Annotated in this window: 15 protein-coding genes; 14 read left to right on the forward strand and 1 reads right to left on the reverse strand. The window is 46.6% G+C overall.

Annotated features, from left to right (window positions below; translation table 11 throughout):
- The first annotated feature begins 8 nt into the window (after positions 1-8).
- The 5 genes from ACUALS_RS17020 to citC all read left to right on the forward strand — a co-directional run bounded on the left by ACUALS_RS17020 (position 9) and on the right by citC (position 5004).
- Positions 9-344, forward strand: a complete 336-nt coding sequence (locus ACUALS_RS17020) for a hypothetical protein (protein ID WP_331401301.1) — start codon at positions 9-11, stop codon at positions 342-344.
- A 277-nt stretch (positions 345-621) separates the two neighbouring features.
- On the forward strand, positions 622-1611 hold the full coding sequence (locus ACUALS_RS17025) for a Bug family tripartite tricarboxylate transporter substrate binding protein (RefSeq protein ID WP_038191486.1): 990 nt from the start codon (positions 622-624) through the stop codon (positions 1609-1611).
- Between the two features lie 85 nt (positions 1612-1696).
- Positions 1697-2191 (forward strand): tripartite tricarboxylate transporter TctB family protein, encoded by a 495-nt coding sequence (locus ACUALS_RS17030; protein ID WP_039480757.1) that lies wholly within the window; start codon positions 1697-1699, stop codon positions 2189-2191.
- Positions 2192-2200: 9 nt separating this feature from the next.
- Complete coding sequence (locus tag ACUALS_RS17035; RefSeq protein WP_005474580.1) at positions 2201-3706, forward strand: tripartite tricarboxylate transporter permease; 1506 nt, start codon at positions 2201-2203, stop codon at positions 3704-3706.
- A 200-nt stretch (positions 3707-3906) separates the two neighbouring features.
- The gene (gene citC / locus ACUALS_RS17040; protein WP_454449955.1) at positions 3907-5004 is read left to right on the forward strand and encodes a [citrate (pro-3S)-lyase] ligase; all 1098 of its coding nucleotides are present in this window, start codon (positions 3907-3909) and stop codon (positions 5002-5004) included.
- Positions 5005-5048: 44 nt separating this feature from the next.
- On the opposite strand, the gene citX (ACUALS_RS17045) is transcribed toward citC, so the two are convergent.
- Positions 5049-5534, reverse strand: a complete 486-nt coding sequence (gene citX, locus ACUALS_RS17045) for a citrate lyase holo-[acyl-carrier protein] synthase (RefSeq protein WP_454449956.1) — start codon at positions 5532-5534, stop codon at positions 5049-5051.
- 269 nt (positions 5535-5803) lie between these two features.
- On the opposite strand from citX (ACUALS_RS17045), the gene ACUALS_RS17050 reads away from it, so the two are divergent.
- The 9 genes from ACUALS_RS17050 to citX (ACUALS_RS17090) all read left to right on the forward strand — a co-directional run bounded on the left by ACUALS_RS17050 (position 5804) and on the right by citX (ACUALS_RS17090) (position 15059).
- Complete coding sequence (locus ACUALS_RS17050) at positions 5804-6058, forward strand: OadG family protein (protein ID WP_005474536.1); 255 nt, start codon at positions 5804-5806, stop codon at positions 6056-6058.
- 9 nt (positions 6059-6067) lie between these two features.
- The gene (gene oadA / locus ACUALS_RS17055) at positions 6068-7867 is read left to right on the forward strand and encodes a sodium-extruding oxaloacetate decarboxylase subunit alpha (RefSeq protein WP_454449957.1); all 1800 of its coding nucleotides are present in this window, start codon (positions 6068-6070) and stop codon (positions 7865-7867) included.
- Positions 7868-7876: 9 nt separating this feature from the next.
- Positions 7877-9181 (forward strand): sodium ion-translocating decarboxylase subunit beta, encoded by a 1305-nt coding sequence (locus ACUALS_RS17060; RefSeq protein WP_454449958.1) that lies wholly within the window; start codon positions 7877-7879, stop codon positions 9179-9181.
- 100 nt (positions 9182-9281) lie between these two features.
- Positions 9282-10919, forward strand: coding sequence for an ATP-binding protein (locus tag ACUALS_RS17065; RefSeq protein ID WP_454449959.1), 1638 nt, complete (start codon positions 9282-9284; stop codon positions 10917-10919).
- Positions 10916-11602, forward strand: coding sequence for a response regulator (locus tag ACUALS_RS17070; protein WP_038136612.1), 687 nt, complete (start codon positions 10916-10918; stop codon positions 11600-11602). Before ACUALS_RS17065 ends, ACUALS_RS17070 begins: the two co-directional genes overlap by 4 nt.
- A gap of 232 nt (positions 11603-11834) precedes the next feature.
- On the forward strand, positions 11835-12137 hold the full coding sequence (gene citD, locus ACUALS_RS17075) for a citrate lyase acyl carrier protein (RefSeq protein ID WP_038136616.1): 303 nt from the start codon (positions 11835-11837) through the stop codon (positions 12135-12137).
- Complete coding sequence (gene citE, locus ACUALS_RS17080) at positions 12134-13012, forward strand: citrate (pro-3S)-lyase subunit beta (RefSeq protein ID WP_039624612.1); 879 nt, start codon at positions 12134-12136, stop codon at positions 13010-13012. Before citD ends, citE begins: the two co-directional genes overlap by 4 nt.
- A 52-nt stretch (positions 13013-13064) precedes the next feature.
- A complete protein-coding gene (gene citF / locus ACUALS_RS17085) occupies positions 13065-14534 on the forward strand; it encodes a citrate lyase subunit alpha (protein ID WP_454450044.1) in 1470 nt (489 codons plus the stop codon).
- Positions 14535-14537: 3 nt separating this feature from the next.
- Positions 14538-15059: a citrate lyase holo-[acyl-carrier protein] synthase gene (citX, locus tag ACUALS_RS17090; RefSeq protein WP_005474538.1), complete on the forward strand. Its 522-nt coding sequence runs from the start codon at positions 14538-14540 to the stop codon at positions 15057-15059.
- The last annotated feature ends 2 nt before the right edge of the window (positions 15060-15061 follow it).

The raw sequence follows: 15061 nt of genomic DNA on the forward strand, positions 1-15061 counted from the left end.
GAGCGCCTATGTTTAGGTTGATTCGATTTATTTTGCTGTGTAATGGCTTCATTATGGCGATGTTGCATGGTTCTTTTGTCTTGCTGAACACTCCCCAACTTAACTTTGTCAGCGACTATTTCTTTTATGCGTTAGTCATACAATGGAGCCTTGGCACCGTCTTTATGGTCGGCGCGCCAAGGCGTCTTTCTCATCTCAAACACAGTCCAGCAAAAGCAACTCGCGTTGCCGCTTCTATGGCGGACACTGAGGAACAATCACTACCTTCCAGTATCGATCTAACATTGAGCAACAAGCTGTTTTTGTCTGGCGCTTTTGCGTTACTTGCCTGCCTTTTCTTATAGCCATTCGGCGATTTTTACCATTAACCCTCACCACATAACAACAGGGTGTGGTGTGAATTTCTGTTACCTATTATTTAATAAATACAATGGCTTAATCTTATCTTTTGAGTAAAGTCCATTAACGCCATAACCTACATTAAACAACTAATTTATAAGGTGACGTATCACATAACCTTTTCACTGTTCATTCAATAATAACTTCATCAATTGGCGCGGGATCTGTACCCCTTTGTCGCTGGTTGAAATCAAAACAACATAACCATAATAGGTATATCGAATGAACATGAAACTTAAGAGCTTGATGATTGGAGCGGCAATGACCTCGATTGCTGCTCTTCCATTAACGAGTATCGCTGGAGAGGATTACCCACCTAAGACACTTTCTTTTGTCGCTCCTTCTGGTGCTGGCGGTGGCTGGGATTTAACCATCCGTACCGTTGCTAAGACGTTGAAAGATACTGGGCTTGTAGAAGCTAACATGCCAATCACCAACCGCCCTGGTGGTGGTGGCGCGGTAAACTTAGCGTACATGCAAACACAGAAGGGTAGTGACAAGCTGATCTCCGTTTACTCTCCACCAATTTTGTTGACGCACCTAACTGGTTCAAGCAAATACAGCTACGAAGATACCACTCCTCTGGCTCGTCTGATTACCGATTATGGCGCATTTGTTGTCTCTAAAGACTCAAAATACACCTCTATCAATGAGGTTATGGAAGCGCTTAAGAAAGATCCAAAATCGGTAAAAGTCGGCGGTACTTCGGCGGCAGGTAGTATGGACCACATCCAGTTCCTATTGATCGCCAAAGCTGCGGGTGTGCCAAACCTAAACCAGATCGACTACATCTCGTTTCAAGACGGCGGTGCGGTGGCTCAAGTACTGGGTGGACACGTTGACCTCATTTCGACCGGTCTTGGCGATGTGGCGCAGCTAGTTGAAAGTGGCAATCTTCGTGCGCTAGCGCAAACCGCATCTAAGCGAGTGGGTGAAGGCGAAGTGGCGAAAATCCCAACGGTTAAAGAACAGGGCATCGACGCAACGTTCGAAAACTGGCGCGGTCTGTTTGCACCAAAAGACATGCCCGAGTACGCGGTCACTTACTGGAATACCACACTTAAAAATATGGTTGAAACACCAGAGTGGGCAGAAGCTCGTAAGCGTAACGGCTGGGATGCGGCATACCAAAACGGTGAGGATTTCACGAAGTTCTTAGCTCAAACCAATGAGCAGTACAAAGAGATTCTTGCAGAAATCTTTAAACGCTAACGTTCCCTGTTAGTGGGTTAGGGCGTGTCAAAGCGCTCTAACCTTCTATGACCAAGTTTCTCTCTCGGTTCGAAAAGGATTCAAAATGGAAAATAAAAAAGTTAGTCCAAACTGGGATGCATTTACCGGCATATTCAGCATCGCTTTTGGTCTTATTTATGGTGGTATGACATATGCAATGCCTAGGGCAGCATTTGGAAATCCATTAGATCCCATCTATTTCCCAATGGGAGTCGCCGTACTCGCCATTATTGTTGGCGGTATCTTACTGGCAAAAAGCAACATCAAAGCGTCGATTCAAGCATACGTTGACCTCATCAATGAAGATGAAACCAAGAAATTTGACCGCAAACGTATCTTGTACACCTGTATTGTTTCAATCGGTTACGCATTGTTGTTCGACACGCTTGGCTACGTTATTAGCACTTTCTTCTTCCTATTTGCGATGCTTACGATTACCAGTGGCATTAAGGCATGGAAGAAGAGTGCAATGGTAGCTGTTGCATTCTCGGTTAGTGTGTTCTTTATCTTTAACACTCTGCTGGCCATTAGTCTTCCACCACTACCTTTTATGGGTTAAGGCGCTTGTATGTCTGATATTTTTGTTAACTTATTTAACGGGTTTGGTGTTGCTTTTCAGCCTTATCACCTACTTCTTGTCACCGTCGGCGGTGTGTTAGGTACCATCGTAGGTATGCTGCCGGGCTTAGGTCCTGCAACTGGGGTCGCGGTATTGCTACCAATGACATTTGCAATGGGCCCAACCGCTGCATTGATCACCATGACAGGTGTCTATATCGGCGCGATGTTTGGTGGTTCACGTAGTTCTATCTTGATCAACACGCCTGGAGATGGGGCAGCCTTGGCGGCAACGTTCGATGGCTACCCGATGGCGATGAAGGGACGTGCGGAATCGGCATTGGCTATTTCGGCGATTGCTTCTCTAATTGGCGGTATGATTGCAGCGGTATTGATGACACTACTCGCTGAGCCAGTTGCTGGGTTTGCACTGAAATTTGGCCCTGCGGAATATTTCCTACTTATGGTGGCAGCACTTTCAATGACGGCATCCATGTCGAAAGGGAATATGCTCAAAGGCTTCCTTTCTATGGTGATCGGTCTTGCTATCGCAACGGTAGGTATTGACGCTCAAACCGGTACAGAACGCTTTACCTTTGGTAACTTGCACCTACAAACGGGTATTGATTTCCTTGTGGTCATCATCGGTATCTACGCGATGGGTGAAGTATTCAAGAGCTTTAGTTCTTTGAGTAAGGGTACGAAGAAAGCACAAACTAAATTTAAACGTATTTGGATTGAAGGTGACGATTGGAAACGTTCTAAGTGGGCAATCCTACGTAGTGCGCCAGTAGGTTTCATCATCGGCTCTCTACCAGGTGCTGGTGGTACGATGGCCTCTCTAATGTGTTACAACAACGAGAAGCAACTTTCTAAGCACAGTGAAGAGTTTGGTGATGGCGCAATCGAAGGTCTAGCGGCTCCAGAATCCGCGAACAATGCAGCATCAATCGGAGCGATGATTCCAATGCTATCGCTAGGTGTACCAGGCTCAGGTACAACGGCGGTAATGATGGGCGCTCTGCTGATGTTGGGTATTCAGCCTGGTCCGCTCCTGTTCGTTCAACACGCTGACGTAGCTTGGGGTCTAATCGCCAGTATGTTCGTTGCAAACATCATCCTAGCGGTTGTCAACATTCCTCTAGCGGGTGTCTTGGTTCGCGTATTGGCTATTCCACCTAAAGTGCTTTACCCAATTGTACTTGGTCTAGCGTTTATCGGCTGTTACGCAATCAGTAACTCAGTGATTGAGTTCTACATCCTAGTGATTTTAGGTGTGGCAGGGGTTGTGATGAAGCGTGCGAACATTCCAACAGCTCCAATGATCCTTGCGGTTATCGTGGGTGGAACCATGGAGCAGTCGTTCCGTCAGGCGTTCAGAATCTCTAACCAAGATCTGTCTATCTTCGCAAGTTCGACAGTATCGCAAGTATTGATTGGTATTACTGTTCTGTCTATCGCGCTACCAATTATCGGTATGATGAAAAAGCGTAAGCAAGTTCAGCAACCCGCTTAATGGCTAACTAAGCCGTAATATACAAAGCCAATTGATTTCGATTAATTGGCTTTTCTTTTTACTTGGGTCAACGCCCTGTATCTGAATAAAAACAATTAACGCCATTTAATAAGTTTTCCCTGTCTCTAGCTATGACGCGATTCATCCTTTGTCGCGCAGGGGAGATTGATAATTAAAGGGCAAACTTAACCAAAAGAGCCGTGCTCATGTCATACCGCTTCGAACAAATTCAAAGGCAAAACTCACGAAAAATGGGAGCAGTGAGGGAATTTCTGACTAAAATGGGGCTCGGAGTCGATCAGGACGTAGAGTTTTTCGTCGTCGCGTATTCGAGCCATACCATCATTGCAACAGGCGGTTTGGCTGGCAACACGCTCAAATCAATAGCGGTTGATGAAAGTGTTCAAGGGCAGGGCTTGTCTACATCACTCTTGAGTGAGTTGGTGACAATGGCCTACGACATGGGGCGCTACAACCTGTTTATCTATACCAAACCTGACAATTATCGCCTATTCAAGCAGGCTGGTTTTTACAAGCTAGCTTCTGTCAAAAATCGTGTGATATTGCTAGAGAACAGTCGACATCGTCTAACCGATTACTGTGACGAGTTACGCGCTTTCAAGCGAGAAGGGGAGACAATAGGCAGCATTGTCATGAACGCAAACCCGTTCACGAATGGCCATCGTTACTTGGTGGAGCACGCAGCGTCACAATGCGATTGGGTACACCTGTTTGTGGTAAAAGAAGATCGTTCTTTTTTTACCTACCAAGATAGGTTGTTGATGATCAAAGCGGGTTTGAGAGACCTTCCCAATGTCATCGTGCATGAAGGGTCAGATTACATCATCTCTCGCGCGACGTTTCCAAGTTACTTCTTAAAAGATGAAGGGGTAATTAACTACTGCCATACCGCCATGGACCTACAGATCTTCCGTAGTCATATCGCCCCTGCGTTAGGCATTACGCATCGCTTCGTGGGAACTGAGCCGATTTGTGCCGTCACACGATTTTATAATCAGCAAATGCAGCAATGGTTATCCACGCCAATCTTGCAAGATGCGCCCATTACATTAAGTGAGATTCCACGCGTCGAATGCGAGAACCTCCCTGTGTCCGCGTCACTAGTGAGAAATTTACTCTTTGATAATCAATGGGAGATGATTGAGAAGCTAGTACCAAGAACGACCTACCTACATCTCAAGCAGCTGTTTGACTTGGAAACCTCCCCCTATCAAGTGAAAAGAAAAGCGATGAAGATAGTGAAGCAAGCTCAGCAGCCATCAGAAGTGAGCCAATAAAGCAAAAAAGCGCTGGAACTTCAGCGCTTTTGTTTTGGTGATTATTATTTCTTGATGATCGATAAGATTGCTTGCTCAATTTGCTGTGGTGAATGGCGCTTTAGTGCGGCACATCGCTGAGCAATATCGTCACAAATTAGGCACGGCCTTGGGCGCATGTAAGATGAGCGTCGTGAAATGGTTTTGCCTTGTCGACACATGACGTCGAAGTTAAAAAGCGCGCCGTAAGGGTGAGTATGTTCGATCTCAATGACCGCTTTTTTCAGCAAAGTGCTTGAACGAATATCGACGGCAAAAAGGGCTTCGTAAGTCGGTGTTGTCGCGCATTGCTGCTCGATGACCTTGACATCCATTTCTTCCATTTTGGCGAGAAAGCTATTTAAGGCTGATTTAAACAACATAGGTACCCAAGCTTGATTGGTTAGGTTTGCGGGAATGTTTAAAGTCAGTGCAATCACCGGAAGTTGGTGAGTTAAGCGAATCTTATTCTTACGCTCAGCGCGTCGTTCTAGTTGAGTTACGGTATCCATCAATGTGTCCTCGTCTACGTAACAGGCTCGTGTGAACACGTTAGCGAAAACTCGCCGTTACGAATTAGAGGTAAAAAACGTTTATTGATGACGGTTGAGTTTTAAATGGCGTAAATGGCGCTAACTCTTGCTTGGCAAATCGGTCAATGAATTAAATTTATTAACGCCATTAATGCACTTAAGAGGGAGCTATTACGATGATGCGCTTCACGAAGTGATTTCTAGCTTCAACTTAGACTCATACCACTCTTTTAATATGGGTATTCATAATGAGTCAACAACCAATCATTTATGAAGGCTTCGTTCTCATGGGCTTAGGCATGGGGTTCGTCTTCTTTTTTCTCTGTTTGATGGTAGGAGCCATTCGACTGCTAACCAAAGTCGCCTCGTTCGTTCAACCACCGAAAACAGAAACCGTCAATGAATCAATCAGTCACGCACCGTCGGATGGCAACCTTGTCGCCGCGATCACTGCCGCGATTCACCATCATAACCAACTCAAAACTAATAGCGCTAAAATCTAGGAGAAATCGATGTCTGATGTTAAAAAGCCGCTCGGAATTACGGACGTTGTCCTGCGTGATGCTCACCAATCACTGTTTGCTACGCGACTGCGTTTGGATGATATGTTGCCGATCGCTGAACAACTTGACCAAATCGGCTATTGGTCGTTGGAGAGTTGGGGCGGAGCCACGTTCGATTCGTGCATTCGATTCTTGGGCGAAGATCCTTGGTTAAGGCTTCGTGAGCTAAAAAAGGCGATGCCAAACACCAAGCAACAAATGTTGTTTCGCGGGCAGAATATCTTAGGTTACCGTCACTATGCTGATGACGTGGTCGATAAGTTCGTAGAGCGCGCGGTTCATAATGGTATGGATGTCTTTCGTGTCTTTGATGCGCTGAATGACCCCCGCAATCTACAACGTGCTATCGAAGCGGTGAAAAAGCAAGGTGCGCACGCCCAAGGGACAATTTGCTATACCACGAGCCCCGTTCACACCATGGATTCCTGGGTCAACCTTGCTGAGCGGTTGGTAGAGATGGGCGTCGACTCCATCGCTATCAAAGATATGGCGGGTGTCATGACACCGTACGAAGCGAGCGATTTAGTTTCCACACTAAAAAAACAGCTCGATGTAGAGCTGCACCTGCACTGTCACGCAACGGCGGGTATGGCGGATATGACGTTGCTAAAAGCGATTGAAGCGGGTGTTGATCGCGTCGATACCGCGATTTCCTCGATGAGCGGTACCTATGGTCATCCGGCGACAGAATCGCTCGTTGCTGCCTTGCAAGGGACTGAACGCGATACAGGGTTAGACATCTCAAAACTTGAGAATATTGCCGCGTACTTCCGCGAAGTTCGTAAGAAATATCATGCCTTCGAAGGGCAACTGAAAGGCGTGGATTCGCGAATCTTAGTTGCTCAAGTTCCTGGTGGGATGCTGACTAACATGGAAAGCCAGCTCAAGCAGCAAAATGCCATCGACAAAATAGACCAAGTACTGGAAGAGATCCCAAGAGTTCGTAAAGATTTGGGTTACATTCCATTGGTGACACCAACTTCGCAAATTGTCGGTACGCAAGCCGTGATCAACGTGATGATGGGCGAACGTTACAAAACCATCACCAAAGAAACTGCTGGCGTTCTTAAAGGTGAGTATGGTCAAACACCTGCTCCAGTAGACATTGCTTTGCAAGAGAAAGTACTCGAAGGAGCAAAGGCCATCACCTGTCGCCCGGCGGATCTCATTGAGCCAGAAATTGAAGCGTTAACATTGGATGTTCAAGAAAAGGCGAAAGAGAAAGGCATCTCGCTGACGGAAGATGTGATTGATGATGTCCTGACCGTTGCATTGTTTGAACAAGTGGGCTGGAAGTTCCTAGAAAACCGCCACAACCCAGACGCGTTTGAACCGATTCCGACAGAGCAAGCACCAGCGACAGCAGATGATAAGAAAGTCGCCACTGAGCCAGGTCTATACACCGTCAATGTGAACAATCAAGCGTATGTCGTCAAAGTGAATGAGGGTGCAGACCCAGAAGTTCTTGCCCAAAGCACAATAGATACCCCCCAAGCAGCCCCTGCTTCAGCGGCACCAACCGCTCCCTCAGGTAACGCTGAAACAGTGGCTGCACCCTTAGCGGGGAATATCTGGAAGGTCCACACCAAAGCGGGTGAACAAGTTAAAGAAGGGCAAGTCCTTCTGATTCTTGAAGCGATGAAGATGGAAACCGAAATCAAAGCGTCGAGAGATGGCGTGGTTGAAGCGGTTTCAGTCAACGAGGGTGACGCAGTACAAGTTGGCGATTCACTGCTGGCATTGGCGTAAGGTGCAGCTATGGATAGTGTAATAGCGTTAATTAAAGACTTCGGGTTTCTCTATCTGCAATTTGGCCAAGCGGTCATGTTGCTTATCGGTTTGATTCTTCTGTACCTTGCGATCGTGAAGAAATTCGAACCTTTGCTGCTGGTACCGATTGGTTTGGGTGGCATCTTAGCTAACTTGCCTGATGCCAATCTCGCGGTCAGCGGTGTCGAAGCGGCAATATACAGTGGTAAGGCTGAAGTCTATCAAGCACTTAATGCCATTCTAAATGTGGCCGACATAAGCAAAGAGAGCTTGAAACATGCTTATGAAATGGCCACGCCGATGGAAAAAGTGCAACTGAACTTGCTCGCACAGGAGTTCAACTATACCGATGGCATGTTGTACACCTTCTACAGCGTAGCGATCGCTTCTGGTGTTGGCCCGTTAGTTATCTTTATGGGTGTCGGTGCAATGACAGACTTTGGACCACTGCTTGCTAACCCGAAAACATTGCTCCTAGGGGCGGCGGCTCAATTTGGTATTTTTGCAACCGTATTGGGCGCGCTTGGTCTTAGTCAGCTGGGTATTATGGACTTTAGTGTCGCTCAAGCGGCTGCGATTGGCATCATTGGCGGCGCAGATGGCCCAACGGCAATCTACGTATCGAGTATGCTCGCCCCTGAGTTGCTTGGTGCCATTGCGGTAGCGGCGTATTCGTACATGGCATTGGTTCCGATGATTCAGCCGCCAATTATGAAAGCGCTAACTAACGCGGAGGAGCGCAAGATTTCAATGACGCAGCTGCGTAGTGTCAGCAAACTGGAAAAAGTCTGTTTTCCGCTCATGCTGCTTATCTTGATTGCGATGTTGCTCCCGTCCGCGACGCCACTATTGGGTATGTTCTGTTTTGGCAACTTGATGCGTGAATGTGGCGTGGTCGAGCGTCTCAGCGATACTGCGCAAAATGGCTTAATCAATATCGTGACGATTTTCTTGGGCTTGTCAGTCGGCTCTAAGTTAATGGCGGATAAGTTCTTGCAACCACAAACATTGGGCATTCTTGCACTGGGTATCGTCGCGTTTTGTATTGGTACCGCAACAGGCGTATTGATGGCGAAACTCATGAACAAAGTGTGCCAAGAGAAGGTCAATCCGCTGATTGGTTCAGCAGGTGTGTCGGCAGTGCCGATGGCGGCGCGAGTGTCGAATAAAGTGGGCTTAGAAGCGAACAGCCAAAACTTTTTATTGATGCACGCGATGGGCCCAAACGTGGCTGGCGTTATTGGATCTGCTGTCGCAGCAGGGGTAATGATCAAGTATGTGATCGGAGGCTAGTAAATAGATAAAAAGGAAGATCTGGTTATCTTCCTTTTTATCATTAATCTGGCACACTGTCTGAAAATATACTTGAAAAAGTATGGGAAAAGGAATTTGTATGAAAGCAGGTGTTATGCAACTGCTGGGTAATTTAAAAAGTGGACTCACTTTTAGAAGTCGCGTTTTTATATTAATTTTTGGATTGATGATCGTACAACTAGCCATTGTGACGACCAATTTTCACCAAGGCTTATTAGATACTTTAGAGCATCAAGTCGGTACACGTGCATTAATTCAAGCGAAAGAAATCGCCAGTGATCCTGAATTAATTCAAGAAGTAAGAATTAAAAACGTTCCTGCAATAGAACGACTTATCGGTCGTTTACACAAAATATCAGATGCCAGCTTTATAGTGATTGGTGATGAAAAAGGCATTCGACTTTCCCACCCGGTGAAAGAGAATATTGGTTTGCCGATGCAAGGTGGCGATAACGCAGGTGTCCTTGAACGGGGTCAATCCTATATTTCACTTCGTGAAGGAAGCCTAGGTTACGGGGTGCGCGGTAAAGCGCCGATCGTTGATTTTGATGGCCAAATCATCGGCGTTATTTCTGTCGGATATTTGTTTAACCGCTTTGACCAATGGGTGGCGTTTTACGCAGAGCCTCTGCTCGTCGAACTATTGATGATGCTGGTGATCACTGCTGTTGGCGCTTGGTACTTTTCAAACCACATTAAACAGAAAATGAATGGCATGGAGCCGTCTGAGATTGGCTTGGCGCTTCATTTGCAGAAGTCCATTTTAACTTCGGTGTACGAAGGAGTAATTGCGATTGACCGAAAAGGTAAGATCCTAGCGGTGAATAAAAGCGCAGCGGAAATTCTTCGTATTGAGTCTTACTTCGAAAAATTAAAATCAAGCTCAATATTAGAATATCTTTCAAACTCGCAGTTCTTTTTCCAAACGCCGTTTGAAAAAAATGTCAAAGACGAAATTATTGTTTTAAATGGCCAAACTGTCATCGCTAACCGAATCGCAATATACGATCAAGAAGAGCTATTTGGTTGGGTGGTGAGTTTTCGCGCCAAGAACGATATTAATTCATTGGCGGCGGAGTTGACACAGATCAAGCAATATACCGACAACCTGCGGGTGATGCGACATGAACATGCGAATAAATTATCAACAATCAGTGGTTTAATCGAAATAGGAGAATATAACGCAGCATTAGAATTAATTAATAGTGAAAGTACAAGAAAACAACAACTCATCGATTTTATTAGCTCAAGAATTCTATTAAAACAAGTCGCGGGCATTTTACTGGGTAAATATGCCAGAGCTTGTGAATTAGGACTGGAGTTAAAATTCGATCCAACGTGCCAACTAACAAAACAAAATGCTTCAATAGAGCCAAATGAGCTGTCAGCTATCATAGGGAATTTGATTGATAATGCCTTTGAAGCCACGTTGAAAAATCCTGCTAGCGAAAAAGTTGTCAATGTTTTGATTACGGATGCGGGTAGCGATCTCGTTATCGAAGTCTCTGACAATGGGTGCGGTATCTCTGATGATATTGCTAGTACTATCTTTAGCCGCGGCGTGACCAGCAAAGATGATAGGGAGGGGCATGGCATCGGACTGTATTTGATCAATCGATACGTGACAAATGCAGGAGGTGTCATCCTGGTCGATGATGCTGAGCCTAAAGGAACGATATTTTCTATTTTTATTCCGATTAAAGGTACAGAAGCATGAATTTAATAGATGTCTTAATTATTGAAGATGAAGTTGGAATTGCGGAGCTGCATGCCCAGTTTTTTCGTCAAACATTGCGATTTAACCCGATAGGAATCGCCTCTGATCTCGCGATGGCGAGAACCATGATTCGCATTCACAAACCTAAGTTGATTATTTTAGACAATTACTTACCGGATGGACGTGGAATTGATTTACTTCGTGAAATCATTGCAGACAAAAAGTCTCCGCAACCTGATGTGATCTTGGTGACGGCATCGAGCGAGATGGATACAGTGAAAGAAGCCTTACATTGCGGTTGTTTCGACTACCTTTTGAAACCTATCTCTTACGAAAGGCTGCAAGAAACGCTCAATCGTTATCTTAAATACAACTGTGCGATTAAAGCGTTCGACACCATCAGTCAGCGCCATGTCGACGACTTGTTCAACATGCAGGCGCGGGACAAAAGTTCCAGTCGATTGCCGAAAGGGATTGGCGAGCTCACCTTGGATAAAATACATCAGGTGTTTAATGCCAACTGTGGGATCAAGTTTACCGCTGAGACATTAGGTGAAGCAGTGGGGATCAGTAAAACCACGGCACGACGTTATCTTGAGTACTGTTCAGCGAGCGGATTTCTCTCGGTTGAAAACGAACATGGTCGAGTTGGCCGTCCTGAGCGGGTTTATATTCGCAATTAATTACTCATCTAGCCAATAAGACAACGCCTTACTCTTTCGAGGGTAAGGCGTTTTTATTTTTAGCAGCCAATCAATTAAGTTCATTGAAACCATAAGTCAACTTTACCCTATGGTGAAATTTGAGCGCAGTCCATCAATATCCTTACTGGTTCACTGACAATAGACCCATGCAGACAGTGACCTCACTGCCCGCAATGTCTGTTCTAATCCAAACCTATCCTAAGGATCCATTATGGAAATACTTCAGCGCTCATATGCTGGGACTTTGGAATCAAGCGATGTGCTTGTCGAAGTTTCGCCCGCGTCGAGTTGTTCTATTGATGTGGAAATCATCAGCTCTGTAGAGAAGCAATTTGAGCCCGCTATACGCAATGTGATCATGTCTACTCTCGAGGAAATGGGAGTCAGTGCCGTTCGTCTTAGTGTCAATGACAAGGGCGCGCTTGATTGTGTTATTCGAGCCCGTGTCCAAGCGGCAATTATGCGTGCGGCAAAAGGCAATCACTGTCACCAACTTGTGTGGGGGGCAATATGAGCGAAACGCTAAGACGCAGCATGCTGTTTGTTCCGGGATCAAATGCCGCCATGTTAAGTACCTCGTTTATTTATGATGCCGACGCCATCATGTTTGATCTCGAGGATTCGGTATCACTGCGAGAAAAAGACACGGCGCGAATGCTGGTCTACAACGCATTACAGCATCCACTTTATCAGAACATTGAAACTGTCGTTCGTGTCAATGCACTGGATTCAGATTTTGGACGCGCCGATGTCATGGCGATGGTGAAAGCGGGTGTCGACGTTATTCGTTTGCCAAAAACAGACACGTTGCAAGATGTCATCGACATGGAAATGGTGATTGAGCAAGCCGAGGTGGAGTTTGGTCGCGAGTTGGGCGCAACCAAAATGCTCGCCGCAATTGAATCGGCAATGGGCATCAACAACGCCGTGTCTATCGCCCATGCTTCCAAAAGGCTCATCGGCATTGCCCTAGGTGCAGAAGATTACGTTCGAGACTTGAGAACCCAGCGCAGCGCCGAAGGCACCGAGCTGCTGTTTGCGCGCTGTGCGATTTTGCAAGCGGCTCGCTCTGCGGGAATTATGGCGTTTGATACGGTCTATTCCGATTCCGGGAATGAGGCAGGTTTCCTCAAAGAAGCGCGGCACATCCATGGTTTGGGCTTTGACGGCAAGTCGCTGATTAACCCTCGTCAGATTGAATTACTTCACAATGTGTTTGCCCCGTCAGAAGAGGAGGTGGACTACGCACTCGCGGTGATAGAAGTCGCGGCTGAAGCAGAGAGCAAAGGGTCGGGTGTGGTGTCGCTTAACGGCAAAATGATCGATGCGCCCATTATAGAGCGAGCTCGTTGGACACTTGAGCGAGCAAAGTCTGGAATCAAACGGTAAGGCAGTACGTAAGATGAAACACAACAACCTTGATATATCAGAGCGCTACCATTTGCAGCCGTATGCAGGTCCACACACCATTACGCCTCACTTGGTCCATAGTACCAACCGCAAAGCGCGCAAACTGTACGATGATTTAAAAACCGCCATTGAAGCGAGTGGCCTACAAGATGGTATGACAGTCTCGTTTCACCATTCTTTTCGTGGCGGTGATAAAACCATCAACTTGGTGATGGACTTAATCGCGGAAATGGGGCTAAAAAACCTCACGCTTGCGTCCAGTTCTTTGTCGGATGTTCACGCGCCATTGGTTGAGCATATTCGCTCTGGTGTCGTCAGTAAAATTTATACATCAGGGCTACGCGGTGAACTGGCGGAAGAGATTTCACGCGGCTTGATGGAAGAGCCCATTCATATCCATTCTCATGGCGGACGAGTGCATTTGGTTGAGTCCGGCGAAGTTGAGATTGATGTCGCATTTCTGGCGGTCTCGACCAGTGATGAATTTGGCAATGCGAACGCGGTCAATGGGCGAGCGCGATGTGGCTCATTGGGTTACGCACAAATCGATGCTCTACATGCGAAGCACACCATTCTTTTGACCGAGCAGATCGTCGACTACCCAAATCAACCTGCGTCTATTCCCCAAGATTGCGTAGATGCGATTGTGCAAGTGAGCAGCGTGGGTGACGCGTCGAAAATTGGCGGTGGGGCGACACGTATGACCAATAATCCCCGTGAATTGTTGATCGCGCGCCGCGCCGCTGAGGTTATCGAGTATTCCGGTTATTTTTACGATGGATTTTCCATGCAAACGGGTTCCGGTGGTGCTTCGCTGGCGGTAACTCGTTTCCTTGAAGAGAAAATGCAGCGCAACAAAATCAAAGCCAGTTTTGCACTTGGTGGTATTACGTCAACGATGGTCGATTTGCATGAAAAAGGCTTTATCGAAACCTTGCTCGATGTGCAGTCCTTTGATGCAAATGCGGCTGATTCGTTAGCCCGAAATGCTCGCCACATTGAAATCTCGGCTAATCAGTATGCGAACCCTTCATCCAAAGGTGCCGCTGTTGAAAAGCTGGATGTGGTGATTCTAAGTGCGCTTGAAATTGATACCGAGTTCAACGTTAACGTGATTACCGGTTCCGATGGGGTGATCCGCGGCGCTTCAGGTGGTCATAGTGATACTGCGGCTTCGGCAAACCTAACAATCATTGTTGCTCCACTTGTTCGAGGTCGCATTCCTACTGTCGTCAATTCTGTTCTCAATATCGTCACGCCCGGCAGTCAAATTGATGTCCTCGTGACGGATCATGGTATCGCCGTGAATCCAAATCGAACCGAAGTGGCACAGCGGTTAGAGAAAGAAGGCGTGCCCTTGGTGACGGTCGACCAACTTCAACAGCGTGCCCAACTGCTGACGGGGGAGCCTCGACCGATTCGATATGCCGATAAAGTCGTGGGGATTGTCCGCTATCGAGATGGCTCAGTCATTGACGTGATTAAGCAAGTTAAGGAATAGCTTGTGTATGACGGTCCAATTGCCAGTTTAGAGCAGATACTGGAAAGCAGGGAGCTTCGGGCTGTAAAACAGCGAGAGTGGGTCAACGCCCACTCTTTGCCTCTCGTAAGTTTCACCATCAACATGGTGGGGGCAGTTAAGAAAAATTTTATCGCCAAAGTGGCTTTTGAGCATGGCTATAAAGCGATCATCAACGCTTGTATGAAAGCAAACATGGCGACGTTAAAACTGGACGTGATCGAAGCCGATACGGGTTATGAACTCCTGATGATCGTCGACACTGCTGACATTCTTCTGCTCAAACAAACCATGGTCTCCATTGAAGAAACACACCGACTGGGGCGTTTATTTGATATCGATGTGATTCGCACTGATGCTCGGCCAATATCACGAACGGTTATCAAACACCCAAAGCGACGCTGCCTCGTTTGTGACCAAGAGGCGAAAGCCTGTATACGCCAACAAGCGCATTCCCCTCAACAGCTAATCAGAAAAATGACGGAGTTAATCAATGCATGCCAATAAAA

It is taken from the genome of Vibrio sp. NH-7, from assembly GCF_053643215.1.

Excerpts from the sequence above, each read along its gene's own strand:
- ACUALS_RS17020 (WP_331401301.1), top strand. The coding sequence starts at position 9 with ATGTTTAGGTTGATTCGATTTATTTTGCTGTGTAATGGCTTCATTATG.
- ACUALS_RS17025 (WP_038191486.1), top strand. The coding sequence starts at position 622 with ATGAACATGAAACTTAAGAGCTTGATGATTGGAGCGGCAATGACCTCG.
- ACUALS_RS17030 (WP_039480757.1), top strand. The coding sequence starts at position 1,697 with ATGGAAAATAAAAAAGTTAGTCCAAACTGGGATGCATTTACCGGCATA.
- ACUALS_RS17035 (WP_005474580.1), top strand. The coding sequence starts at position 2,201 with ATGTCTGATATTTTTGTTAACTTATTTAACGGGTTTGGTGTTGCTTTT.
- citX (WP_454449956.1), bottom strand. The coding sequence starts at position 5,534 with ATGGATACCGTAACTCAACTAGAACGACGCGCTGAGCGTAAGAATAAG.
- ACUALS_RS17050 (WP_005474536.1), top strand. The coding sequence starts at position 5,804 with ATGAGTCAACAACCAATCATTTATGAAGGCTTCGTTCTCATGGGCTTA.
- oadA (WP_454449957.1), top strand. The coding sequence starts at position 6,068 with ATGTCTGATGTTAAAAAGCCGCTCGGAATTACGGACGTTGTCCTGCGT.
- ACUALS_RS17060 (WP_454449958.1), top strand. The coding sequence starts at position 7,877 with ATGGATAGTGTAATAGCGTTAATTAAAGACTTCGGGTTTCTCTATCTG.
- ACUALS_RS17065 (WP_454449959.1), top strand. The coding sequence starts at position 9,282 with ATGAAAGCAGGTGTTATGCAACTGCTGGGTAATTTAAAAAGTGGACTC.
- ACUALS_RS17070 (WP_038136612.1), top strand. The coding sequence starts at position 10,916 with ATGAATTTAATAGATGTCTTAATTATTGAAGATGAAGTTGGAATTGCG.
- citD (WP_038136616.1), top strand. The coding sequence starts at position 11,835 with ATGGAAATACTTCAGCGCTCATATGCTGGGACTTTGGAATCAAGCGAT.
- citE (WP_039624612.1), top strand. The coding sequence starts at position 12,134 with ATGAGCGAAACGCTAAGACGCAGCATGCTGTTTGTTCCGGGATCAAAT.